The 22,539-nt window shown below is 62.5% G+C and carries 20 protein-coding genes and 1 pseudogene; 6 read left to right on the plus strand and 15 right to left on the minus strand.

Features of this window, described 5'->3' with window-relative positions:
- Position 1: 1 nt before the first annotated feature.
- On the minus strand, positions 2–742 hold the full coding sequence (gene rpsB / locus EIO64_RS00535) for a 30S ribosomal protein S2 (RefSeq protein ID WP_036630655.1): 741 nt from the start codon (positions 740–742) through the stop codon (positions 2–4).
- 321 nt (positions 743–1,063) lie between these two features.
- On the opposite strand from rpsB, the gene EIO64_RS00540 reads away from it, so the two are divergent.
- Positions 1,064–2,893 carry a DUF4261 domain-containing protein gene (locus EIO64_RS00540; RefSeq protein ID WP_249390746.1) on the plus strand — a complete coding sequence of 610 codons (1,830 nt, stop codon included), beginning with the start codon at positions 1,064–1,066 and terminating at the stop codon, positions 2,891–2,893.
- 54 nt (positions 2,894–2,947) lie between these two features.
- Here EIO64_RS00540 and EIO64_RS00545 read toward each other — a convergent pair whose 3' ends face one another.
- On the minus strand, positions 2,948–3,232 hold the full coding sequence (locus EIO64_RS00545) for a YlmC/YmxH family sporulation protein (protein ID WP_025544543.1): 285 nt from the start codon (positions 3,230–3,232) through the stop codon (positions 2,948–2,950).
- Between the two features lie 156 nt (positions 3,233–3,388).
- On the opposite strand from EIO64_RS00545, the gene sigG reads away from it, so the two are divergent.
- Positions 3,389–4,159: an RNA polymerase sporulation sigma factor SigG gene (sigG, locus tag EIO64_RS00550; RefSeq protein ID WP_021749864.1), complete on the plus strand. Its 771-nt coding sequence runs from the start codon at positions 3,389–3,391 to the stop codon at positions 4,157–4,159.
- A 33-nt stretch (positions 4,160–4,192) separates the two neighbouring features.
- Here sigG and EIO64_RS00555 read toward each other — a convergent pair whose 3' ends face one another.
- A complete protein-coding gene (locus tag EIO64_RS00555) occupies positions 4,193–5,779 on the minus strand; it encodes a carbohydrate-binding domain-containing protein (protein ID WP_136890647.1) in 1,587 nt (528 codons plus the stop codon).
- A 143-nt stretch (positions 5,780–5,922) separates the two neighbouring features.
- Here EIO64_RS00555 and EIO64_RS00560 point away from each other — a divergent pair, with 143 nt between their 5' ends.
- Positions 5,923–6,333, plus strand: coding sequence for a PaaI family thioesterase (locus tag EIO64_RS00560; protein WP_021749861.1), 411 nt, complete (start codon positions 5,923–5,925; stop codon positions 6,331–6,333).
- A gap of 45 nt (positions 6,334–6,378) precedes the next feature.
- On the opposite strand, the gene EIO64_RS00565 is transcribed toward EIO64_RS00560, so the two are convergent.
- Entirely contained in the window at positions 6,379–8,076 is a 1,698-nt protein-coding gene (locus EIO64_RS00565) for a glutamine--tRNA ligase/YqeY domain fusion protein (protein WP_021749860.1), read from the minus strand.
- 357 nt (positions 8,077–8,433) lie between these two features.
- On the opposite strand from EIO64_RS00565, the gene EIO64_RS00570 reads away from it, so the two are divergent.
- The gene (locus EIO64_RS00570) at positions 8,434–9,183 is read left to right on the plus strand and encodes a GNAT family N-acetyltransferase (RefSeq protein WP_136890648.1); all 750 of its coding nucleotides are present in this window, start codon (positions 8,434–8,436) and stop codon (positions 9,181–9,183) included.
- A 98-nt stretch (positions 9,184–9,281) separates the two neighbouring features.
- On the plus strand, positions 9,282–10,040 hold the full coding sequence (locus EIO64_RS00575) for a helix-turn-helix transcriptional regulator (RefSeq protein WP_136890649.1): 759 nt from the start codon (positions 9,282–9,284) through the stop codon (positions 10,038–10,040).
- A 75-nt stretch (positions 10,041–10,115) separates the two neighbouring features.
- On the opposite strand, the gene EIO64_RS00580 is transcribed toward EIO64_RS00575, so the two are convergent.
- The 4 genes from EIO64_RS00580 to EIO64_RS00595 all read right to left on the minus strand — a co-directional run bounded on the left by EIO64_RS00580 (position 10,116) and on the right by EIO64_RS00595 (position 14,381).
- Positions 10,116–10,397 (minus strand): DUF6514 family protein, encoded by a 282-nt coding sequence (locus EIO64_RS00580; protein ID WP_145985076.1) that lies wholly within the window; start codon positions 10,395–10,397, stop codon positions 10,116–10,118.
- Positions 10,398–10,473: 76 nt separating this feature from the next.
- Positions 10,474–11,070: a ribonuclease M5 gene (locus tag EIO64_RS00585; RefSeq protein ID WP_136890650.1), complete on the minus strand. Its 597-nt coding sequence runs from the start codon at positions 11,068–11,070 to the stop codon at positions 10,474–10,476.
- A complete protein-coding gene (gene holA, locus EIO64_RS00590; protein ID WP_021749854.1) occupies positions 11,067–12,122 on the minus strand; it encodes a DNA polymerase III subunit delta in 1,056 nt (351 codons plus the stop codon). Before holA ends, EIO64_RS00585 begins: the two co-directional genes overlap by 4 nt.
- Before the next feature lie 9 nt (positions 12,123–12,131).
- Complete coding sequence (locus EIO64_RS00595) at positions 12,132–14,381, minus strand: DNA internalization-related competence protein ComEC/Rec2 (RefSeq protein ID WP_119311035.1); 2,250 nt, start codon at positions 14,379–14,381, stop codon at positions 12,132–12,134.
- 396 nt (positions 14,382–14,777) lie between these two features.
- On the opposite strand from EIO64_RS00595, the gene EIO64_RS00600 reads away from it, so the two are divergent.
- Entirely contained in the window at positions 14,778–16,241 is a 1,464-nt protein-coding gene (locus EIO64_RS00600) for an S-layer homology domain-containing protein (RefSeq protein ID WP_136890651.1), read from the plus strand.
- A 133-nt stretch (positions 16,242–16,374) separates the two neighbouring features.
- Here EIO64_RS00600 and EIO64_RS00605 read toward each other — a convergent pair.
- The 7 genes and pseudogenes from EIO64_RS00605 to EIO64_RS00635 form a co-directional block, all read right to left on the minus strand.
- Positions 16,375–16,455: pseudogene (locus EIO64_RS00605) on the minus strand (HIT domain-containing protein); the annotation flags it as partial.
- A 138-nt stretch (positions 16,456–16,593) separates the two neighbouring features.
- Complete coding sequence (locus tag EIO64_RS00610; RefSeq protein ID WP_021749307.1) at positions 16,594–16,932, minus strand: histidine triad nucleotide-binding protein; 339 nt, start codon at positions 16,930–16,932, stop codon at positions 16,594–16,596.
- 2 nt (positions 16,933–16,934) lie between these two features.
- The gene (locus EIO64_RS00615) at positions 16,935–17,132 is read right to left on the minus strand and encodes a DUF4250 domain-containing protein (RefSeq protein ID WP_025544731.1); all 198 of its coding nucleotides are present in this window, start codon (positions 17,130–17,132) and stop codon (positions 16,935–16,937) included.
- A gap of 58 nt (positions 17,133–17,190) precedes the next feature.
- Positions 17,191–17,535 (minus strand): TIGR04076 family protein, encoded by a 345-nt coding sequence (locus EIO64_RS00620; protein WP_119311037.1) that lies wholly within the window; start codon positions 17,533–17,535, stop codon positions 17,191–17,193.
- Positions 17,532–18,155: a hypothetical protein gene (locus EIO64_RS00625; protein ID WP_119311038.1), complete on the minus strand. Its 624-nt coding sequence runs from the start codon at positions 18,153–18,155 to the stop codon at positions 17,532–17,534. Before EIO64_RS00625 ends, EIO64_RS00620 begins: the two co-directional genes overlap by 4 nt.
- Positions 18,156–18,229: 74 nt before the next feature.
- Positions 18,230–20,893: an alanine--tRNA ligase gene (alaS, locus tag EIO64_RS00630; protein WP_119311039.1), complete on the minus strand. Its 2,664-nt coding sequence runs from the start codon at positions 20,891–20,893 to the stop codon at positions 18,230–18,232.
- Between the two features lie 957 nt (positions 20,894–21,850).
- Positions 21,851–22,462 (minus strand): hypothetical protein, encoded by a 612-nt coding sequence (locus EIO64_RS00635; protein ID WP_136890652.1) that lies wholly within the window; start codon positions 22,460–22,462, stop codon positions 21,851–21,853.
- Positions 22,463–22,539 lie beyond the last annotated feature (77 nt).

A 22,539-nucleotide genomic window follows, 5' to 3' on the forward strand; every position in this document is an offset into this window, starting at 1 on the left:
ATTACTCAGCGTCGGCAGCAGCCTCTTCAGAGGCGGCCTCAGCGGTCTGCTCACCCTGCTTGCCCTCCAGCACGGCGTTGGCCATGATGGAGGAGATCAGCTTGATGGCGCGGATGGCGTCGTCGTTGCCGGGGATCACATAATCGATCTCATCGGGATCGCAGTTGGTATCGGCGATGGCCACCACGGGAATACCCAGCTTGTGGGCCTCGGCGATGGCGTTGCGCTCCTTGCGGGTGTCCACGATGAACAGGGCGCCGGGCAGCTTCTTCATTTCCTTCACGCCGCCCAGGTACTTCTCCAGCTTGGCGATCTCGCCCAGGTGCTTCATGACTTCCTTCTTGGGCAGCATGTCGAAGGTGCCGTCCTCCTGCATGGTCTTCAGCTGGTTCAGCCGGTCCACACGGGTGCGCATGGTCTTGAAGTTGGTCATCATGCCGCCCAGCCACCGGGCATTCACATAGAACTGGCCGCAACGGGTGGCCTCCTCGCGGATGGCCTCCTGCGCCTGCTTCTTGGTGCCCACGAACAGCAGGGACTGGCCGCTCTCAGACAGCTGACGGACGAAGCTGTATGCCTCCTCCAGCTTGCGGACGGTCTTCTGCAGGTCCACGATATAGATGCCGTTGCGCTCCGTGTAGATATAGGGAGCCATCTTGGGGTTCCAACGGCGGGTCTGGTGACCGAAGTGGACGCCCGCCTCCAGCAGGGCCTTCATGGATACGACGCTAGAATTTGCCATAGTTGTGTGTTCCTCCAATTTCAATTTAGTTGGTCCTCCGGCGGTTTCATCCCCCCTGCCAACCCGGCCGTTTTGGGCCCCGGGCACAGACAGAAAGTCGACGCACCGTGCGGAATGCTGAAATATAGTATCACAATCCAGTGTGCAATGCAAGTATTTTTTCCCAAAAGCCGTGTAAAATTCCCGGTTTTGTCCGAATTTGTCCGAGTTCCCCAGCAGCCCCCCATTTGTTGTTGCGCCGCGCCTGTCTGTCTGCTATAATGACCAAAATCCCATTTTCAGTTTATATAAAAACGCGGCAGATCAGAAAGGAGCACATGGATGGACACTGAAAAGCAGAAATCATCTCCGGGTGGAACGGTTCCCGGTGAAAAGGTTCCGCCGGTCCTGATGGCGGAGGATGTGGCGGCACTGGAGGAACTGTGCGGAGACGTCTCCGGCTACTTTTACAAAATGCTGGACTACCTAGACCAGCGGGTCCGGGACGGTGTGCGTCAGGGAGAGTTCACGGAGGAGCAGGCCCGGGGCGATCTGGATCTTGCCCTGTGGTACGCCTATGCCTGCAACAACATCGACGACTATGACTACTATTATAAAGCTGCCCAGTGGATGCCCGCCTCGGAACCGGCGGCGGAGGCGGCCGGGAGCGGGATCTGGTACTATCGCTACGCCTGCGCCCTGATGTACTGCGGCCGCTTGGAGGAGGCCCGGCATTATGCGGAGACCGGCGTGTCCCTGGACCCGGAGTATCCCTGGGGCTGGCTGGAGACCGCCAAGCTCCGGGCTCACTTCGGCGATGCGTCCGGTGCTCTGGAGGCGGTGGACCGGGGGCTGGCTCTGGTGCCTGGGGACTACGAGTTCACCACCCTCCGTCGGGAGATCCAGGAGGGCCGGACTCTGGAGGAGATGGAGTTCCACTGGATCGATCCGGAGTGCGACGCGGTTCTGCAGGCCGGCGGAGACGAAAACGAGGCGGAAAAGCGGCTGTCCATCGCCGGGATCTGCTGCGATCCGGAGAACCTCGCCGCCATCAAGACCGCCCTCTCCCCCACGGAGTGGGAGGCGGACGCCCCCTACTGCACTTTCCGGCTGCCCTATCAGAACGGCAGCCTGCTGGGGCGTTTCTTCATGAACGAGGCGGCGCTGTCCAAGTTTCCCCTCTCCTGGGTCCGTGAGTTTGTGCGCCGGCTGCCGGAGCTGGACCGCCGGGGCCGAACCTTCCTGGCCGCCCAGGCGGGGCTGGGAACGGAGGGACTATCCCTGGAATGGTTCGCGGTCCATCCGGACCGGACGATGCGCCTGTGTTACATCCGGGGGCAGGACCAGCAGATGGTCCTGTTCGACAGGGATTTCTCCCTTTGCAGCGAGGACCGGCAGCCCGCCCTGACCCGGCCGGAGGGCGGCGCCTTCCTGGCCTTTGTCCTACTGGAAGCGCCTGCCTGGGACCCGGACCAGTTCCGCCGGGATCTGCGGGATCTGTACGGCATCCCCTGCCTCACAGAGGCGGAGGAATCTGAAGACGGCGGCAGCACCCTGACCTTTGAGGTCAGTGGAATGCTGGCGGCGGTCTGCCTATACCCATTCCCTGTGCCCCACGGCGAGGCGGAGGAAAACGCCGCCCACAACTACCTGTGGCCGGAGGCAGCGGAATCTGCTGCCCGCCACCGGGGCCAGCTGTTGGTGACCGTCCTGCCCCGGGAGGAATCCGTCCGAGAGGCGGCCATACTCCAGGTGAAGCTGGTGTGTGCCGCCTGCCGCCAGCGCGGAACGCTGGGTGTCTACGCCAACGGCACCGTGTACCAGCCGGAGTTCTATCTTAACGCGTCTCAACCCATGGAGGACGGGGAGCTGCCCCTGCTGGATCTGGTGTGGATGGGCCTCTACCGCCGGGAAGAGGGCCTGTGCGGCTACACTGACGGCCTTGCGGCCTTCGGCAAGGAGGAGATAGAGGTTCTGGACACCCAGGCTGCCCCGGGTGACCTGCACAGCTTCCTGTTGGATCTGGCCAGCTATGTATTGGAGGAGGATGTCACCTTCCACGACGGGGAGACCATCGGCTTTACCGAGGGGCAGTATCTGCCCATCTCCCGCAGCGCCGGTGTCTGGCACGACGGCATGACGCTGAAGATCAGCTATCCGGAGGAGCCGTGACCGCTCCGCCGGCATACGCAAATGCCCCCGCGGTGAAAGCCGCGGGGGCATTTGTCAGCAACGCTTGCGCCGCTTCCGCTCCAGGCGGGGATCCCGCCGCTGAAAGGGCTTGTCGATGAGGATGATGTCGTCTCCGATCCGCTGGATGCACTCCCAGGGGATGTAGAACTCCTCCCCCCTGCCGAACAGGCCGAAAAAGCGGCCCGGGCCGTAGACGATGATGGCTACCACCTGCCCCTCCGGCACCCGCACGTCCAGGTCCGACACGTAGCCCAGGCGGCAGCCGTCGCAGACGTTGATGACCTCCTTGCACCGGAAATCCCGGATCCTGCACTGCACCGCGCTCACCCCCTGCCTTGAGACTATGCAGTGGACGGAATGTCCCAACACTGTTTTATGCAGACGGGCAGAAAGCGACAAAAGCTTCCAGTATAGGAAAAAAGCCCTCCGGCCATACTGAACTCATGAAGTTTCAGGGTTTGAGGGGGCACAGCCATGCAGGGCAAGGTGGAGATCGCGGGCGTCAACACGGCAAAGCTGAAGGTGTTGAAAAACGAGGAGACCATGGAACTCCTGCGCCGCACCAAGGCCGGGGACCAGGAGGCCCGCCGGGAACTGATCGAGGGAAATCTGCGGCTGGTGCTCTCCGTCATCCAGCGCTTCGCCGGCCGGGGCGAGAACGCCGACGACCTGTTTCAGGTGGGCTGCGTGGGGCTCATCAAGGCCATCGATAACTTTGACATCAATCAGCCGGTGCGGTTTTCCACCTACGGCGTGCCCATGATCATCGGCGAGATCCGCCGATATCTCCGGGACAACAGCGCCATCCGGGTGTCCCGCTCCATGCGGGACACGGCCTATAAAGTCCTGCAGGTCCGGGACAAGTACCTGGCGGAAAACCAGCGGGAGCCCACGGTGGAACAGATCGCCCAGGAGCTGGGCATCCCCCGGGAGGAAGTGGTCTTCGCCATGGACGCCATCGTGGATCCCGTGTCGCTGTACGAGCCGGTATACTCCGACGGCGGCGACGCCATCTGCGTCATGGACCAGGTCAGCGACACCCGGAACACCGACGAGGCCTGGACGGACCGCATCGCCCTGAAAGAGGCCATGAAGCGGCTGGATGACCGGGAGCGGCGCATCCTCTCCCTGCGGTTCTACGAGGGAAAGACCCAGATGGAGGTCAGCGCGGAGGTCGGCATCTCCCAGGCTCAGGTGAGCCGGCTGGAGAAGGGCGCCATCAACACCATCAAAAAAAATATATGAGCAGGCGGGGCCGGGAAACCGGCCCCGCTGTCTTTACGTCTCAGAGGCTTCTGTTGTCTCCGTCGGTGAGAGCCCGTTAAAGAAGCTCCCGCCATCCGACAAAGTGAATGTCTTGGACAGGCCCGCGGCGCTCTGGCCGCCCTCTCCGCCGCCGGGGCCGCGGCCGCCTGCGGGAGATTCCCTACCGTCAGGCTCCATTTCCCCATCCGGGCGCTCAGGGGGATCGTCCGGAACTTCACTGCCAGCGTTCTCCGGCACCTCGCCCTCCGGCGCCTGCCAGGGATCCAAGTCCGCGGGAGGCGCCTCACCGCCCATGTGCCGACCGCCGCCGGGGCTGCCCACGCCGTCGGACATGGTGCCGGCCAGTTGGGTGTCTCCCTGCCACAGGGTGTAGTCCCCTGCCGTCAGGTCCGGGGAGGACACCACCAGACAGGTGAAGTCGTTTGCCGGCGTCCAGGTGCCCACAGTCTCCCCGTCGGCGTTTTGCAGGGTATAGGTCTGGCCGCCGTTCTGCCGGGATGCAAAGGAGAACACCACATAGTTCTGGGCCCCGCCGTCGATTTGGTCATACATATTGCCGGAGGCCGCTACTGTGCCGCCGTTGATGGTGATGCCCATGGTGGCGTCGATACCCGCGTCCCCGCTGTCGGAGCAGGCCGCGGCGGTGACGGCGCCGCCGTTGATTACCAGCCAGCCGTTGGAGTCGATGCTGTCGCCTTCGCCGGTCTCGCCGGCGACCTGAATGTTCACGGAACCGCCGTTGACAGTGGTGACGGATACATTGTCCTCATTGGTGTTGATGCCGTCATTGCCGGAGGTGATGTTGATGGTGCCGCCGTTGATGGTGAGGTGCAGCTCCGTGTCCAGCCCCTCATTGTCGGCGGTGATGTTCAGCACACCAGTGCCGGCCTCACCCCCGTCCACATTCATGGACATCTTGGAGTAAAATGCGCCGTCGTATTTGTGGAGCTTCTCGCTGTCCTCCACGGTCATTCCGTCCTCGCTGAGCACCACGCTGTCCGGGTCGTAGATCCGGGCCACATAGGAGCCGGTGACGTTGTTGATAGTACCGTCAGCAATCAGCACGTTGGCACCGGCGGCGGAGGTGTCCACGGTCTCCGAGGCGGTGTCCTCGTCTGTGCTGCCGCACTCATAGACGTTATAGAAAATCACCGCCGGGGCCACAGTGCAGGTGATGTCCACGCCGTTCAGGATCAGCGTCACCACTGCCGCCGGGTCGTCCTCCGCGTCCTCCCCCAGGTCCACAGCGATCTGTCCTGCGGACAGGGTGCCGCTGAGGGCGTAGGTGCCGGGTTGTGTGATGTGGACCACCGTGTGGGCCTCCGCCTCTTCGGCGGTGTGTTCGTCGGCCTCCGTGCCCTCGCCGTAGGTGAAGTCGCGGCCGGATTCATAGCAGACAATGTCATGGGCCGTGTGGACGGCGGCTGACTCGTCTGTGGAGACCGCCTTCCCGTCCACAATAATGCCGTCATCCGAGAGGACGATGGAAACAGCGTCCGGAAATTCCTGCGCGGCCGTCTCGCGGCCCTGCGCGCCGCAGCCAGAAAGCGCGGCCGCAGCCATCGCCAGCCCCAGCAAGAGAGAAGCAATTCGTTTCATTGCAGCAAATCCTTTCCGTCAAGATGGAGGCAGTCTATCATGGATTTCTGAATTTCCACTGAAAAAAGGAGGAAAAAAATTGACCTTTTCACAAGTTCGGAGTAAGCTGAAAGCAAGTCATCAAAAACGAGGAGACCGCACACATGGACTACAAAAAGCTCAGAGACACCCGGAACAGCTCCAACCCCTTCGCCCAGCGGCTGGGGATCTTTGTGGAGGAGATCGGCCCCGGCTACGCCCGGGCGGTAAAGGACATCACGGCGGAGGACGCCAACCCTGTGGGGGTTGCCCACGGGGGCTGCTACTTCTCCCTGGCAGACACGGCCTGCGGCTCCGCCATGGCCTCCCACGGATATTATGCCGTGACGGTGAACGCCTCCTACAACTTTCTCCGCAGCGCCAAGCTGGGGGACCATCTGGTGGCAGAGGCCCGGGAGACCAAGCCCGGCCGAACTCTCTGCTTTTACGAGGTGGAGATCCGGGACCAGGCGGGGACGCTGCTGGGGAACGGATCCTTCACCTTCTACAAGCTGGACCGGGAGATCCCGCTGTGAGAAGCGCATACAAAAAGACCGCCCTTCGGCGGTCTTTTTGTATGCTTATTTCTTGAAGCTGTCCTTCAAGCTCACAGATCGGTTGAACACCAGATGGCCGGGCTTGGAGTCCTTGCTGTCCAGGCAGAAGTAGCCCAGGCGCATGAACTGGAAGCTGGCGGGAGCTGCGGCATCCGCCAGGGAAGGCTCCACCTTGCAGCCGGTGAGGACCTCCAGGGAGTTGGGGTTCAGGCACTCCAGGAAGTTCTTGTCGGCCGCGTCCGGGTCCGCGTCGGTGAACAGGTTGTCGTACAGCCGCACCTCCGCGTCGATGGCGGTGGCGGCATCCACCCAATGGATGGTGGCACCCCTCACCTTCCGGCCGTCAGCGGGGTCGCCGCCCCGGCTCTCCGGGTCGTACTCCGCCAGCACCTCGGTGACGCTGCCGTTCTCGTCCTTCACGCAGCCGGTGCAGCGGATGAGATAGGCCCCTTTCAGGCGGCACTCCGGTCCATTGGGGTAGAGCCGCTTGTACTTGGGCACCGGGGTCTCCAGGAAATCGTCGGACTCGATCCAGAGGTTGCGGGAGAAGGCGATCTCCCGGGTGCCGGCGGCGGGGTCCAGGGGGTTGTTCTCCACGGTAACAGTCTCACTTTTCCCCTCCGGATAGTTGGTGATGGTCAGCCTGATGGGCCGGATCACCGCCATGGTCCGCTGGGCGGTCTCGTTCAGGTCCTCCCGCAGGCAGTGCTCCAGGAAGCCGTATTCCACCACGTTGGCAGACTTTGCCACACCGATGCGCTCACAGAAGTTCCGGATAGACCGGGGCGTATAGCCCCGGCGGCGCAGGCCGCAGAGCGTGGGCATCCGGGGATCGTCCCAGCCGGAGACCCTCCCCTCCTCCACCAGCTTGCGGAGCTTGCGCTTGGAGAGCACCGTGTGGTCGATGCCCAGGCGGGCGAACTCGATCTGCCGGGGATGGCTGGGCAGGTCACAGTGCTCTACCACCCAGTTGTATAGGGGGCGGTGGTTTTCAAACTCCAGGGAGCAGAGGGAGTGGGTGATGCCCTCCAGCGCGTCCTGAATGGGGTGGGCGAAGTCGTACATGGGATAGATGCACCACTTGTTCCCCTGTCGGTGATGGGGCAGGTAGTTGATCCGGTAGAGCACCGGGTCCCGCATATTGAAGTTGCCGCTGGCCAGGTCGATCTTGGCCCGCAGGGTGTACTTGCCCTCCGGGAACTCGCCGTTCTTCATCCGCTCGAACAGGTCCAGGCTCTCCTCGATGGGCCGGTCCCGCCAGGGGGAGCGGGCCGGAGTGGTGGTATCTCCCCGGTACTCCTTGAACTGCTCCGGCGTCAGCTCGCAGACATAAGCCAGGCCCTTCTTGATGAGGCCCACCGCCTGACGATAATCCTCGTCAAAGTAATCCGAGCCGTAGAAGAACCGGTCGCCCCAGTCAAAGCCCAGCCAGTGAATGTCCTGCTGAATGGCGTCTACGAATTCCTCGTCCTCCTTGGTGGGGTTCGTGTCATCCATCCGCAGGTTGCACAGGCCGCCGAACTTCTCCGCCGTGCCGAAGTCGATGGTCAGCGCCTTGCAGTGCCCGATGTGCAGGTAGCCGTTGGGCTCCGGCGGGAACCGGGTGTGGACGGTCATCCCCTCGAACTGGCCGCCGGGGCCGATGTCCTCCTCGATGAAAGCGTGGATAAAGTTCCGGCTCTCCGGCGCCTCGTCCTGCGTCAGCTTGATCTCCTCTGCCATGCGCTGTCATTCCTCCCTCTCGCGCAGTGTATCGTTGGTATGCGTACACGTTAGGATATTTATTATACAAAATCTGACGGGGAAATGCAATACGTTGTTTTAGACGGCCATTGGCGGCATGGGGACAGCAAAAACTTGTCTGTATGCGGGAATATGTCAAAAGCGATCACATATTCACAAAACGGAGATTGACCTCTCCTCAATGCCCAAAAGCGGGATGCGCCGGCACCGTATCATTAAGATAAACCTGCCGCTGGCAGCGCCTTTGGCGAACCGGCAGGACAGTTGCGTTCTTTCGCCGGATCTGGTACGATACGAAAAAAAGGCCGGCGTCTCCGGCGGAAAGAGAGCGTCTGTATGGAACCGGGATTCATCGATCTGACGGCGGAAAACATCGCCGATCAGCACCTGTGCTGCATCATCCGCAGCAAAAAGCCCCACCCCGGCGTGGAGGCTAAACGCCGATGGCTGGTGGACCGCCTGCCGGAGGGGCACGTCTTCCGGAAACTGGATGTCAAGGAAAAGGTCTTTATCGAGTACGCCCCTTTGGAGACCGCCTGGGTCCCTGTAGAGGGGGACAACTATCTGTACCTCTACTGCCTCTGGGTGGCCGGTGCATACAAGGGCAAGGGGTACGGCCGGGCGCTGATGGAGCACTGCCTGGCGGACGCCCGGGACCGGGGAAAATCCGGCATCTGCATGCTGGGGGCGGAAAAACAGAAGGCCTGGCTCTCCGACCAGTCCTTCGCCCGGAAGTACGGCTTTGAGACGGTGGATGAAACGGGCTATGGCTACACCCTGCTGGCCCGATCCTTCGACGGTACCCTCCCCCGCTTTACGGACCAAGCCAGGGCGGGGACCATCGAGGAAAAGGCGCTGACGATTTATTACAGTGACCAGTGTCCCTATGCGGTCAACAGCCTGGAGATCATCCGGCAGGTGTGTGGAGAGGCCGGGGCTCCGTATTCTCTGGTGCCTGTGGACACATTGGAGAAGGCCAAGGCCCTTCCCTGCGTGTTCAACAACTACGCCGTGTTTTACGGCGGTGCCTTCCAGACGGTGAACCTGCTGGACGCCGCTTCTCTACGGCGGCTGCTGAAGCGGTAAAGCTGCCCTTTTCCGCCGCCGCAACCGATTGTTGCCGGATAGTTGGTGGTCAAAGGAGTTGAATTCTGGTAGCATAAAGTCTGAAAGGAGGTGTGTCCATGACCACGCTGGGTCAGCGGATCAGGGAACACCGCCGACGGGCAGGCTTGTCCCAGGAGGCTCTGGCCCGCCGGATGGATGTCAGCCGCCAGGCGGTTACCAAATGGGAGTCCGGCCAGAGCGCCCCCAGCACGGAGAACCTCTTCCGCCTGGCGGAGCTCTTCGGCACCACGGTGGACCTGCTGCTCCCATCAGAGGGGGCGGACGCTCCGGCGGCAGAGGCACCTCCACCCCTGTGGTCCCGGATCCGCTGGCGTCCCCGGGTCCTGGCGGCTCTGGCGGTGACTGCGGGGTATCTTGTCTTTTACCTGCTGGGCCGCATCCTCTGGTGCCCCCTGGAGGACAGCTCCCTGCTGGGCTGGCTGCTGTGGGAGCGGCCCAGCGGCGGGGAGAGCTATCTCTACGGCTGGCTCCTCAGCAGCGGTCTCTTCTGGTGGGCCATGGCCCTCTCCGCCCTGACGGCGCTGCTGGGGTGGTACCGGCTCTCCTGCACCACCTGCGCCTATTTTCTCATCGGATTTTTGATGGGGCTGGTTCTGGGGCCCCACCCGCCGGGAGCGGCCATGGGACACGGGCACTACGGCTGGGCCTTCTGGGGATGCATCTATCTGCTGTCCCTCCCCATGGGGCTGCTGGCGGAACGGGCGGGACGGAAGGGCGTGACGTTCGCTTCCCGCCGGGGACGGCTGCTGGCGGCGGGACTGGTCCTGTGCCCGCTCCTGTCCGCCGTTCTGGCGGCGTTGGCAAAAGCGCCCTGAAATTTGTAAAAAGAGTCCGGAGAGAATGCACACCCTGCATCCTCTCCGGACTCCTTTTTACGGCCGGACTGCACGCTATTCCAGCAACCAGTCCTCCACCACATCCCGCGCCGCGACGGGCGTCACGCTCCCCCGCATCAGCTTGGACAGCAGCGACAGGATCCCAGACTGCGAGGCGGTGATCCCCGGGATCTCCGTCCGCTCCCCGCCGCTCTCCACGCGGATGCCGTAGCACTCCCAGAGGGCGTCCCACTCCTCCACCAGCAGAAAGTAGTCCACCGGTACGCCGCGGCACGGCCTTCTTCCTACCAGGAAGGCCCGCACCTCGATTTCCTCCTTCTGTCTGTTGTCACACACGAACAAAAAAATTGTAGCACTGCCGTTTGGGGGAATGCTGTCGAACCCTGTCGATGGCCCGGCTTCCTCCCGCTTTTTACTGAGTTTTCACCATTCGGGAAAGGAACTCCTCCCGGCTGTATAACAGGTTCAACGCCTCTAACATGCCGTTGGGCGTCAGGTGCTCCGGCAGGTCCAGCTGCTTCAGCAGCGCCCGGCGCTTCGCGGCGCTGTCGGTTCCGCCGGTGAGGCCCAGGGCGAACAGATCCGCCTTGGTGATAGGGTCTCCCGGACACTCCGTCGCCCCCTCGTCGGCGAAGGTGGCGCCCGCCCGGCGCAGGGCCTCCAGCAGCACGGCGGGCCTCATACCCTCCACGCCCAGCTTGCCCTCTTTGCCGGGGGTCCGCTTGCGGCGCTCCTTGCCTGGGATGTCCGGGATATATGCCTGCTTCACCCGATCCTGTGGGAGGGCACCCTTCAGATAGTTCCGGATGACGAACCCTGCCCCATCGCTGTCCGTCAGCACGATGAGCCCCCTCTGCTCCGCCAGGCGGCGGAGAAAGGCCAGCTTCTCCCGGTCGTTGAACACGGCGAAGCCGCCCAGTGTGATGATGGTAGCGTCCACCACCTGACTGAGGGCGTTTTTGTCGTAGCGGCCCTCTACCACAATGACCTCTCGGATCGCTTTCTTCATCGCCGCTGCGCCCCCAGACGCACCAGCAGCAGCTTCAGCTCGCCCACGGCGTCCACGCCCTTCTCGCTCTTCATCCGCCGGTCCAGCACCTGGCACATCTGCACCGCGTCGGCGCACCAGGCGGCCGTGGTCTTTTTGGCGGCGGAGAGCAGGAGTTTGGCCGGATAGTCGCTCTTCATCTCCCACAGCTCCATGAGCCAGTACTTGTCCTTGCCGCTGTCAATGGCCATCCGGGCGGTATAGATGCGCCGGAGCTGGCTGCCCAAAGCCGCCAGGATCATGATGGGCTCTGTCTGCATTTTCAGCAGATCCCCCAGGATGCGGGCCGCCCCGTCGTAATTCCCCTGGAGCACCGCGTCGGACAGGCGGAACACCTCCGCCGACAGCACCGGATCCGCCACAGCGTCGATGTCCTTCTGGGTGATGGCCCTGCCTTTGGCATAGGCGCCGATCTTTGCGATCTCCGGCACCAGCCCCGTCATCAGACCGCCGCAGGTGAAGATCAGGTACTCCGCCGTCTGACGGTCGATCTCCTTCCCCAGGGCCTTGAACCGCCGGGCGATCCACACCACCAGGTCGCTGTTGTCCGCCGGACGGAACTCCACCGCTTCCACGTGGTCGGTGACGGCCTTGTACAGCTTCTTCATGGTGCGGTTGGGCTTGTATTCCACCGTGTCGTAGAGGAACACCACGCAGCAGTAGGGCGGCACATCCTCCAAAAAGGCGATCAGCTTTTCCCGCTGCTCCTCGTTCAGCTTGAACAGGTCGAAGTCCGACACCACAATCAGCGTCCGCTCCGCCATCATGGGCATGGCCTCCGCCGTCTCTGCCAGGGTCTGGACCGTCAGGTCCTTCCCCTCCAGGGTGTGGTAGTTGAACTCCTCAAACCCGGCGGGGACCAGCTTCTTCCGCAGCTCTTTGAGATAGTACTCCCGGAGATACGTCTCCTCCCCGTAGAAGATGTAGGCGTTCCCCGCCGTTCCCGCGGCCAGGTCGTTTTTCAGTTTCTGAAAGGCCTCGTTGGCCTTGGATGTCTTTTTCGCGTATGCCATGGTGTCTCCTCAATTCACAGATAGATGGACGGTACCCTGCTTGTCCGTCCGGTAGATCTCCACGTCTGCCAGCACCAGGCGGCGGAGGGCGTCCTCCGTGGGGTGGCCGTAGCTGTTGTCCCCCACGCTGATGATGCCCGTCTCCGGCGTCAGGGCCTCCAGCAACTCCTTCGAGGTGGAGGATTTGGAGCCGTGGTGGCCTACTACCAGGGCCTCGATGTCGGGCAGATCATGGTCGGCGATCAGCTGCCGCTCCGCCGCCATGTTCCGGTCCCCGGTAATCAGCAGGTCGTAGTCGCCATAGGTGCACAGGACGGCCAGCCCCTGTTCGTTGTCGCCCTCCACGTCCCCCGGCGGGTAGATGGTGAGGCTGCTCTCCCCCAGGGTGTAAACCGTCTCCGCCTCCACGTATTGAATGTCCACGCCGTGGTTCCGGGCGGCCAGCTCCACCCGGAACCGCGCCCCTGCATCGTCGGACACGTCCGGCAGGAGCAGAGTGTCCACCCGCGCTCTTGCCAGCAGCTCCGCCACGCCGGAGATGTGATCGTAGTCATAGTGGGTCAGAATCAGATAGTCCAGCGTCCCGCAGCCCATGGTGGCCAGGTGATCCGCCGCGATGCCGCCGGCGTCGTACCAGCTGTTGCGGCTGCCGCAGTCCACCAGGGCAAATTTCCCGCCGGAGGTCAGCAGCACGCTCTCCCCCTGCCCCACGTCCAGCACATAGGCGTCCAGGCCGCCCCGGGTGTAGTGGGGCGCGCCCAGCCGCACCGTCACCGCCAGGGATACCGCCGCCAGCACACCCGCCACGGCATACTTCCGCCGGGCCTTGGGCCGCAGGAAAAAGGCCGCGGCGAAGAGGACATACAGAAATACCAGCCAGTATTTCAGATACGGGTTGGTGAAGTACAGGGCGTGGTGGGGGACAGACGCCAGAACCCCGGATATCCAGAGGATATACCGGGTCAGCAAAGCCGGCACGAAGCCGATCACCGTCCCCAGAGGCACCCAGAGGAAGCTCGCCAGGACTGCCCCAAGCCCCAGCGTGAACACAAGGCTGGAGGCTGTCAGGCACAGCAGGTTGCTTACCGGAGAGATCAGTACCAGCGACCCGAAGTAGACAGCGCACAAGGGCACCGTGAATGCCATGGCCCCCACGGTGGCCGACAGGCTGGAAACCAGCAGTCGGCAGACCTTCCCACTCGGTCTCTCCCCCAACAGCAGGTCCTGGAGCTTCGGCGTCAGCCAGAGAAGCCCCGCCATGGCTCCGAAGGACAGCTGCAGACTGATGGAGGCCGCCGCAAAGGGGTTCGCCAGCAGGATCAAAAACAGGGCGGCGGACAGCGTGGTGGGCGGGTCGCTGTCCCGCTGAAACAGGGGTGCCGCCAGCACGAACACCACCATGATGCAGGCCCGGACCACCGAGGGACTGGCCCCGGTCAACAGCGTATAGAACATCAGGACGGGCAGCGCCAGCGCCGCCGCCAGACGGTGCCGGTGCCGTCCTGTGAGCAGCAGAATCAGCGTCATCAGAAAGCCGCAGTGCAACCCGGACACGGCCAGGATGTGGCTGAGTCCCGCCTCCGACAGGTCGGACCGGGCTTCTTCCGACAATCCGGACGTGTCCCCGGTGAGGATGGCGCTGAGGAACGCGGCCTCATCTCCGTCAAACAGCGCCGTCACCCGGTTCTGCATGGCCCGGGCCGCATGGGCGGGCCACCACCGTGGCGAGCCGGCGGATCCCTCACCGTAGACGGCCTCGTCTCCCCGCTGGTAGGCCAGCAGGAACACTCCCTGAGCGGTGAAGTTGGTAATGGTATCCTCCCGAAGCCGGGCGGAATCCTGAAATTTCACCTGTGCCGCCACCGTCTGGCCCGGCTCCAGGTCCAGCAGGTCCGCCCCGCCGTAGCAGACCACCTTGCCCAGGGGAACCCCCTCCAGCTTCACTGTCACCTTGGCGCCGTAGTCCGTGGGGACGGCGTACTCCAAAAGAGTCATGGAAGCGGTGCCCTCGCTGCCGGACAGGGCCGCAAGAGGCGCCCGTACAGCATAGCTGTACAGCCAGTTCCACCCCAGGGCCAGGGCCAGCCCCGTGCCCACCAGCAACACCCGCTTCCGCCAAAGTCCCGGCAGCAGCAAGGCGAGGCAGGCCGCGGCAAAGAAAACTGCCGCCACGGGCAGAAGAAGCCTCTCCGGCAGCAGATACTGGGCCAGACAGATCCCCAGAGCGAAGGACACGGTGAACGCGGCCAGCTTGCGCATGGTCTCTCCTCTTTTCCATCCTGCCAAACAGCTCGTCCAGCGGCTGCCCAGAACAGCGGGCAGGCTGCAAAAGAGCCGCAATTTTGCTCTCTCCGCCGGATCCATGCATAGGCCGCCGGGATTCACGGCACCTGCTCCGTTGCCCCGTGTCAGCCCTTTGGCCGGACGCGCTTTCTCCCAATGATTCTGCTTTCCCGCCTCGCCCCAGCCGATCACAGCTGTTTGGAAAAATGGGGAAAGAGAAACCATTTGGGTACATTATACCGGGAACCGGCGGGAAATACCAGCCCTTTTTCCATAAATCATGTTCCCTGCTCTTGACGGCTCTCTCCGCCCGGCGTAAGATAGCAGTAATCAGTGGAAATTCTTCCACCAAAAAAGAGAGGAGCGTTGACCATGAAACGCATTCTGACCATACTGGCCGCGACCTTGTTGCTGACTGCGGCAATGGCCGGGACCGCCTCCGCCTCTTCCTACGACTCCGTTGCGGAGGAATTGTCCGCCATCGGCGTGTTCCGGGGCACCGCCGGCGGCTTTGAGCTGGACCGCGCCCCTACCCGTTCCGAGGCCGCCATCATGCTGGTGCGGCTCTACGGCGCCGAGGACGAGGCCAAAGCCGCCTATGAGGCGGGAGAGATCTCCATGCCCTTCACCGACGTGAGCGAAACCGCGGCCCCCTCCGTCGCCTGGCTGTACAGCCAAGGCATCACCAACGGCACCTCCGCCACCACTTTCGGCGCATCCAGTCCGTGCAGCGCAAAAATGTATTGCGCCTTCCTGCTGCGGGCACTAGGCTATGAGGACGGCGTGGACTTCCTGTACGCAGACACGCTGGACTTCGCCATGCTCCACGGCCTGTTCAACCTCTCCATGCTGGACGCCGCCCCCTTCCTGCGGGACGATCTGGCTGCCGTCACCTACCAGGCCCTGGGCGCTGATCTCAAGGACGGCAGCACCTATCTGCTGGCCAGCCTGGTGGAGAGCGGCGCCATTGACGCCGAGGCCGCCCGGCCCATTACCGAGAAAATCGAGGCCTACCGGGCCCTGACCGCCGCCAGCCAGGCCTCCTCCACCGGCATCGACGCGGACTATACCATGAATATGGGGATGGACATTGCCGTTGACGGCTCCGATGGGACCGAGACCATCCACGAAACCATGTCCGTGGCCGTCTCCGGAAACGGCCGCATCCAGATGATTCTGAAAGACCCGCTCCAGCTGGCCATTTCCATGAACATGAACATGGAATCCAACACGGCAGGCGCCGGCCCCGATGTGACCATGCAGGATCAAGTCTCTGTTCAGGAGTGGATGCAGGACGGCTGGGTCTATATCCAGGAGGAGATGGACGGAACCACAGACCGGTACAAATATCCGGTTGGCAACATGGACGGGTTCGCGGAGTTTTACCAGGAGATGCTGCAGATCAGCGGCCAGATGAACAGCATGATGCTGCCCATGATCGACTCCATCGACGTCTCCCGCACGGGCTCCCGCACCGTATACACCATGAAGATGGATGACAGCCTGAACAGCCTTCTGGAGGATCTGCTGACGGCCTTGCAGGAAGAGCTTGCCGCCATGGAGAGCCCGGTGGACCTCACCGCAGATCTGCAGAGCTGCACATACGTCTACACCGTCGGTTCCGACGGAGAGCTGGAGTCCTGCACCGCGGACTTCGACCTGGATCTGGTGCTGGGCCTGCCTGTCACGGAGACCGAAAATGCGCAGATTACTGCCAAGCTCCAGATGGATATGCAGATGGATGTCAACGCCACCGGCGATGATGTGCGCATCTCTTATCCCAGCTTCTCCAACTTTGAGGACCTGACCCCGGTCCTCTCCGGCGGTGAGCTGTAACCCCCCCTTCTAATTCAGTAAGAGAGCGCCGCGAGCAAAGCTCGCGGCGCTCTCTTATGCTCCAACGGACGGCAAATCAGGAAATTGAAATCATTTTGCCTCAGCGGTACAGCCGCCCCTCTCGAAGGCCGCATCAGCCCGGAGGCCACGTCATATCTCTGCCGCTCAGTACGTGGAAGTGCAGATGAAACACGCTCTGCCCCGCCTGCATTCCCCACCTGGCCAAGCCCGGTGGGGGCCCCGGATAAAACTTGAGCGGGCAGGCAAAGCCCGCCCGCTCCAAGGTTTTGCTTCGCAAAACGCTTGCACGCGCTCTCGCGTGCGGCCCCGCCGGGGCCGTGGCTCCCAGGCATCAGCCCGGAGGCCACGTCATATCTCTGCCGCTCAGTACATGGAAGTGCAGATGAAACACGCTCTGTCCCGCCTGCTCGCCGATGTTGGAGACCACCCGGTAGCTGTCCAGCCCCTTTTCCTTTGTCAGCTTGGCAATGACCTCGAAGATATGAGCCACCACTGTGCTGTTGTCCGCGGTGATCTCAGACACAGAGCCAATGTGGGCCTTGGGTACCACCAGGAAGTGGGTGGGCGCCTGGGGATCAATGTCATTGAAGGCGTAGCACACGTCGTCCTCGTAGACCTTGCTGCTGGGGATCTCCCCGGCAACGATCTTGCAGAATAGGCAATCGGACATTTTCAAACCTCCTTTGATGTGATCGGTATAAACTGATGATAAACGGGATCGTAGCGATAGTCAACCCCCGCCAGCGTCTCCCGCAGGGACTGCTCGTCCGCATCCAGGGACGCGCACAGATCCTCCAGGTCCGCATACTGGTCCCGGAGGCGGGCGTTGAGGAAGCTCAGAAGAATGTAGGGGTCCTTGGGCAGCAGCATGGCAGCCCCCTTTCTCTGTAAAGGGAAAATACTTGCGATATTCTGAAAGTAAATAATTTTACCGCACGGGTGTGTAGTTGACGGATGCTTCCTCCTCTGTGGTCTCCAGCTTGAAGATCACGGGGCGGAGCCCATCGTTGCAGGAGCAGATGGCCACGCCGGGCCTGCGGATCCAGTCGCCGTAATAGAACAGACCCTCTCCCGCCCCGTGGGCCAGGGCGAACACATACTGATAGATAGCCTTCCAGGCCTCGTCACAGAGGCCATCCGGCTTGGCGTAGTCGGCGTAGAACACCTGGCCTTCCCGCAGCATGGGGCAGGGGCCCAGCCCTTCAGCGCCGTATTCCGCCGCCAGCTCTTCATCCAGGGTGGTTTTCAAGACGGTGATCTTGACTTTTTTCATGGATCGTCCTCCTGGTAAAGATCAAATGTGATAGGTGGAAATTCAAACAGGGGCTTTTCCTTCCTCTGCATCCCCCGCTTGGGCTTCTCTAACCCCAGTGTGTCATAATATGCGTCGGAGAAATTCAGGACCGACGGGTCAAAGCCCGTCTGGAGCTCCTTCACCCGCTGGAATGGGTCCCGGGACCGGATGTGGAATGTCTCCGCCAACAGGTCCAGGGATGCGTCCCGGCTCTTGAAGTCCTCCTCGCAGCCCGGCCAGGTGTTGGCATCGTTGTCCTCCAGAAGCTTCCGGAACCGGGTCGCGTCCAGCATGAAGATCTGCGCCAGAGGACTGGTACATTTGCAGTAGAACAGATGGGAAAGGAACTCCCGGAAGTCCGCCCCCACCGGCAGCACAAAGGTGCCCTCTTCTGCCAGCTCCGGCTCCACGCAGTACACCGCCTCATCCCCCGGCAGGAGGACGAAGTGCGTCCCGCAACTGCCCCAGCCAATGATCTCGGCATTTTCCGGGGTACAGAAATACCGTACCGGGTCGGCGTCTGTCTCCGGTTCCAGCTCCAGCATGGAGAAGTCCAGAGGCAGGCCGAAAAACGTCTTGACGTCCTCTCGAGTTGACATAAAGTTCTCCCACTCCACTCTGCTCCCGCCAGGCCTTTGCCCGGCGAGGCCCCGGGGAAGGTGTCATCTACAGCTTACTTCAGCTTTTCCGCCACAAAATCATCCACGGTGGCCAGTGCATCATCCAGCTTCAGCAGGTCACTGCCGCCGCCCATGGCGCTATCAGGCTTGCCGCCGCCCTTGCCGCCGCAGATGGCGCAGACACTCTTCACCAGGTCGCCGGCCTTGATGCCGCGCTTCACCGCCTCGGGACCGCAGACTGCCAGGAAGGTGATCTTCTCCCCATTGGCAGAAGCCAGCACTGCCACAACATCCGGGGCCTTGTCCCGCAGGAAATCGCCCATCTGCCGCAGGGCGTTCGCATCCATGCCGTTACGGATAGCGGTCAGGACCTTCAGGCCGCCCACGTTCTTGGCGGCGGTCAGGAATTGCCGGGCCTCGCCCAGGGACGCCTCGGACTTGAACTTCTCCAGCTCATGGCGCAGCTCCTTCATCTCCGCTGCCTGCTGCTCCGCCTTGGCGGCCAGCTCACCAGGTGTTGTCTTCAGCACTTGAGCGGCGTGGAACAGCAGCTCCTGATTCCGGTTCATGGTGTCCAGGCTCAGTCGGCCCACCGTGGCCTCGATCCGGCGGACGCCCGAGGCGACGGAGCCCTCGGACTTGATGCGGAAGGGACCGGCCTTGGCGGTGTTGTCCAGATGGGTGCCGCCGCAGAACTCCATGGAGAAGTCGCCCATCTCCACCACGCGGACGATATCGCCGTACTTCTCACCGAACATGGCCACGGCGCCCTTCTTTTTGGCCTCCTCGATGGGCAGCACCTCCGTCGCTACGGGGTAGCCCTCCAGGATGGCGTCGTTCACCAGCTTGTCGATCTGAGCCAGCTGCTCCGGGGTGATAGCCTCAAAGTGCGTAAAGTCAAAGCGCAGCCGGTCCGGCTCCACCAGGGAGCCCGCCTGATGCACATGGTCGCCCAGGACCTTCTTCAGGGCAGCGTCCAGCAGATGCGTGGCGCTGTGAGCCCGCATGATGGCCTTCCGGCGCTCCATGTCGATGGATGCGGTGACGGTCTCCCCCACGCTGAGGGTGCCGGAGACCACCTTGCCGGAGTGCATGAACTTGCCGCCCTTGTTCTTCTGAACATCCGTCACCTGGAAGGTGCCGTTGGGTCCCTGAATGGTGCCGTGGTCTCCCACCTGGCCGCCCATCTCGGCATAGAACGGCGTCTGGTCCAGCACCAGGATGCCCTCCACGCCCTGAGCCAGCTCGTCCCGCAGTTCCCCGTCGGCCACCAGGGCCAGGACTCTGCCCTGCTCGCTGGAGCGATCATAGCCTACGAACTCCGTGGCGGGCATGTCCTTGCCGAACTCGATGCCTGCCCAGCCCAGGTCGCCCAGGGCCTCCCGGGCCTTGCGGGCGCGGACCTTCTGCTCTTCCATCAGAGCCTTGAAGCCCTCCTGGTCCACGGTCATGCCGGCCTCCTCCGCCATCTCCACGGTCAGGTCGATGGGGAAGCCGTAGGTGTCGTACAGCTTGAAGGCGTCAGCGCCGGAGAACACGGTCTCCCCCTGGGCCTTGTGGGCGGAGAGCATATCGTCATAGATCTTCATGCCGGCGTCCAGGGTCTTGGCGAAGTTCTCCTCCTCCGTGCGGATGACCTTGGTGATATAGGCTTGCCGCTCCCGCAGCTCGGGATAGTGGCCCTCGTTCTCATGGACCACGGTGTCGCACACCTCATATAAGAAGGGATGGTTCACTCCCAGCAGCTTGCCGTGCCGGGCGGCCCGGCGCAGCAGGCGGCGCAGCACATAGCCCCGGCCCTCGTTGCTGGGCAGAACACCGTCACAGATCATGAAGGTGGCGGAGCGGATATGGTCGGTGATGACCCGCAGGGAGACGTCGATCTTGTCGCTCTGCTCGTACTTGGCGCCGGTGATCTCGCTGACCTTGTTGGTGATGTTCATGACGGTGTCCACGTCGAACAGACTGGCCACGTTCTGGCTGACGCAGGCCAAACGCTCCAGGCCCATGCCAGTGTCGATGTTCTTCTGCTTCAGCTCGGTGTAGTGGCCCTCTCCGTCGTTGTCGAACTGGGAGAACACCACGTTCCAGACCTCGATATACCGGTCGCAGTCGCAGCCCACGGTGCAGCCGGGCTTTCCGCAGCCCCACTCAGGGCCCCGGTCATAGTAGATCTCGGAGCAGGGGCCGCAGGGGCCGGAGCCGTGCTCCCAGAAGTTGTCCTCCTTGCCGAACTTGAAGATCCGATCCTCGGGGATGCCGATTTCGTCCCGCCAGATGGCGAAGGCCTCATCGTCGGCGGGGGTGGTCTCGTTGCCGGCGAACACGGAGGGATACAGCCGGTCCGGCTCCAGACCCACCCATTCGGGAGAGGTCAGGAACTCCCAGGCCCAGTGGATCGCGTCCCGCTTGAAGTAGTCTCCGAAGGAGAAGTTGCCCAGCATCTCGAAGTAGGTGCCGTGGCGGGCGGTCTTGCCGATGTTCTCGATGTCGCCGGTGCGGATGCACTTCTGGCAGGTGCAGACCCGGTGGCGGGGGGGCTCCTCCTCCCCGGTGAACCAGGGCTTCATGGGCGCCATGCCGGAGTTGATCAGCAGCAGGCTGGCGTCGTTCTGGGGAATCAGGGAAAAGCTGGGCAGCCGCAGGTGTTCTTTTGTCTCAAAGAATTTGAGAAACATCTCCCGTAGCTCGTTCAGTCCGTATGTGGGATGTGCCATAAATGTTCTTCCTCCTAAAAATATCTTTTTATTCTCAATAATATATGATAAATAAAAGCAATACCGCCTGTTATTTCCAGTCGCCGGCATGGTGGGATCCGTCAGCTCCGCCGCGGCCAGCAGCTGCCGGGCCGCCATGCCGATCTTCCGGGGCAGATCCGGCAGTTCCCTGTCCAGCCGTACCTGCAGCTCCACCTGTCCCTTGACCACGCCCCAGATGTTGTTCTCCAGATGCCGGGGCCAGTAAGCCAAGGAGATGTCTCCCGGGTTCGGATGTCCGAACGCCGCGACAATCAACCGGTGCGCCCGAAAGAAAGCCCGATAAGACCGGGCGGTTCCCTTCCAGAAGGGAACCGCCGTCAGCTCCGGCGGCAGTTCCTCCCAGCAGGGAGTGCCCTCCCATCGATCCCACAGAGCCAGCAGTGCCGTCCCCAGCTCCGGAGCCGTCAGCGGCGGGGACAGGGTCTTTACCGCTGCAAGAATGTGCGAAGGCCCGCTCCGGCTGCGGATCACCGGAAACAAAAGGAATCTCCCCTCTGAATCGGAAAAAATCTGGATGCCACCCAGGCGGGACGGGTGCGGAGATTGGGCTCGCTGAAAGAACACCAGTATATCCCCTCTTTTCTAAAGCAGAAAAACCGCCCCTGACGCACGTCAGGGGCGGAAGAACTTCCACGGTACCACCCTGATCTGTCCCATGGGGACATCTCATGTCATCCGCTAACGGGGATGAGCCGTCCCGCTCGCCGCAGGCCGCTCCAAAGTGGCTGCTCCGCGGCGTGGGCAAGGGGCTCGCACCGTCTCCCCTCTCGCTTGGCCGGTCTCGCGAAGCTGGCTTTGTCATAGCTTTTCGCTGTTTTCAGACACAATTATTATAAACGTTTCTGCCCGGTTGTCAACGGGAAAATCACAGGTTTTTTCCCTTGCCTCCGGAAATCCCCGGGACCTTCTTTCCTGTCAGAATGCAGACGCCGTCCGCCACGCACTTGCCACAGCCGATGCAGCTGGTAGGTCCGCTCTTCCGGCTGTACGCCGCCCAACAGTAAAACGCAGTGCCCGCCAGAATGATCCCCGTCGCCAGAATCTCATGCCACGCCATGTTGCAGCCCCCCTTTTTGTTTTTAGTCTACCACACAAAGGGGCACTTGTCTGTGGCAGCTGCAACAGCCGCAGGCCCAGCAGCGGCAGCAGCTCCGCCGCAGGAGCCGGAAGTTCCGGCAGGGGAAATTCCTGGGGCTCCACCACGCCGCCGCCCGGCCGAGGCAGCTGCCGCTGGACGCAGAGGACCGGTTCCGCCAGGCTGGACAGGGTGAGACCGTCCCTGGAGGACAGGCCATAGGTGACCACCGTCTCCGCCGTGATGCGCTCCAGCGGCGCGGTACAGTCCCCCGGCACCAGCAGCACCCGGCACAGGGCGGCCGTATCCCCCAGCTCCCCGCACCCCCGGCGGGTCAGGACCAGCAGTGGCCAATACTGTTCCGCCAGCGCCTCCGCCCGCTCCGCCCCCAGAACGCCGGGCGGCAGCAGCTTTCTCCACGCCGGGGGACAGCAGAAGATAACTCCCTCCATCAAAACACCTCCCGGCTAGTGTCTGCTGGAGGTTGGATTCCATGCAAAAAATTTGCTCGTCATTTTGCACCTGCCGT

It is taken from the genome of Dysosmobacter welbionis (assembly GCF_005121165.3).
GTDB lineage: Bacteria > Bacillota > Clostridia > Oscillospirales > Oscillospiraceae > Oscillibacter > Oscillibacter welbionis.

What these genes read in the sequence shown, in the direction of transcription:
- EIO64_RS00615 (WP_025544731.1), bottom strand. Translation starts at nt 17,132, where the DNA reads ATGCTGCTGCCCAAGGACCCCTACATTCTTCTGAGCTTCCTCAACGCC.
- EIO64_RS00585 (WP_136890650.1), bottom strand. Translation starts at nt 11,070, where the DNA reads ATGAAGAAAGCGATCCGAGAGGTCATTGTGGTAGAGGGCCGCTACGAC.
- EIO64_RS00565 (WP_021749860.1), bottom strand. Translation starts at nt 8,076, where the DNA reads ATGGCAGAGGAGATCAAGCTGACGCAGGACGAGGCGCCGGAGAGCCGG.
- EIO64_RS00620 (WP_119311037.1), bottom strand. Translation starts at nt 17,535, where the DNA reads ATGAAAAAAGTCAAGATCACCGTCTTGAAAACCACCCTGGATGAAGAG.
- EIO64_RS00595 (WP_119311035.1), bottom strand. Translation starts at nt 14,381, where the DNA reads ATGCGCAAGCTGGCCGCGTTCACCGTGTCCTTCGCTCTGGGGATCTGT.
- alaS (WP_119311039.1), bottom strand. Translation starts at nt 20,893, where the DNA reads ATGGCACATCCCACATACGGACTGAACGAGCTACGGGAGATGTTTCTC.
- EIO64_RS00635 (WP_136890652.1), bottom strand. Translation starts at nt 22,462, where the DNA reads ATGGAGGGAGTTATCTTCTGCTGTCCCCCGGCGTGGAGAAAGCTGCTG.
- holA (WP_021749854.1), bottom strand. Translation starts at nt 12,122, where the DNA reads ATGGCATACGCGAAAAAGACATCCAAGGCCAACGAGGCCTTTCAGAAA.
- EIO64_RS00560 (WP_021749861.1), top strand. Translation starts at nt 5,923, where the DNA reads ATGGACTACAAAAAGCTCAGAGACACCCGGAACAGCTCCAACCCCTTC.
- EIO64_RS00610 (WP_021749307.1), bottom strand. Translation starts at nt 16,932, where the DNA reads ATGTCCGATTGCCTATTCTGCAAGATCGTTGCCGGGGAGATCCCCAGC.
- EIO64_RS00555 (WP_136890647.1), bottom strand. Translation starts at nt 5,779, where the DNA reads ATGAAACGAATTGCTTCTCTCTTGCTGGGGCTGGCGATGGCTGCGGCC.
- EIO64_RS00575 (WP_136890649.1), top strand. Translation starts at nt 9,282, where the DNA reads ATGACCACGCTGGGTCAGCGGATCAGGGAACACCGCCGACGGGCAGGC.
- rpsB (WP_036630655.1), bottom strand. Translation starts at nt 742, where the DNA reads ATGGCAAATTCTAGCGTCGTATCCATGAAGGCCCTGCTGGAGGCGGGC.
- EIO64_RS00625 (WP_119311038.1), bottom strand. Translation starts at nt 18,155, where the DNA reads ATGTCAACTCGAGAGGACGTCAAGACGTTTTTCGGCCTGCCTCTGGAC.
- EIO64_RS00540 (WP_249390746.1), top strand. Translation starts at nt 1,064, where the DNA reads ATGGACACTGAAAAGCAGAAATCATCTCCGGGTGGAACGGTTCCCGGT.
- sigG (WP_021749864.1), top strand. Translation starts at nt 3,389, where the DNA reads ATGCAGGGCAAGGTGGAGATCGCGGGCGTCAACACGGCAAAGCTGAAG.
- EIO64_RS00570 (WP_136890648.1), top strand. Translation starts at nt 8,434, where the DNA reads ATGGAACCGGGATTCATCGATCTGACGGCGGAAAACATCGCCGATCAG.
- EIO64_RS00600 (WP_136890651.1), top strand. Translation starts at nt 14,778, where the DNA reads ATGAAACGCATTCTGACCATACTGGCCGCGACCTTGTTGCTGACTGCG.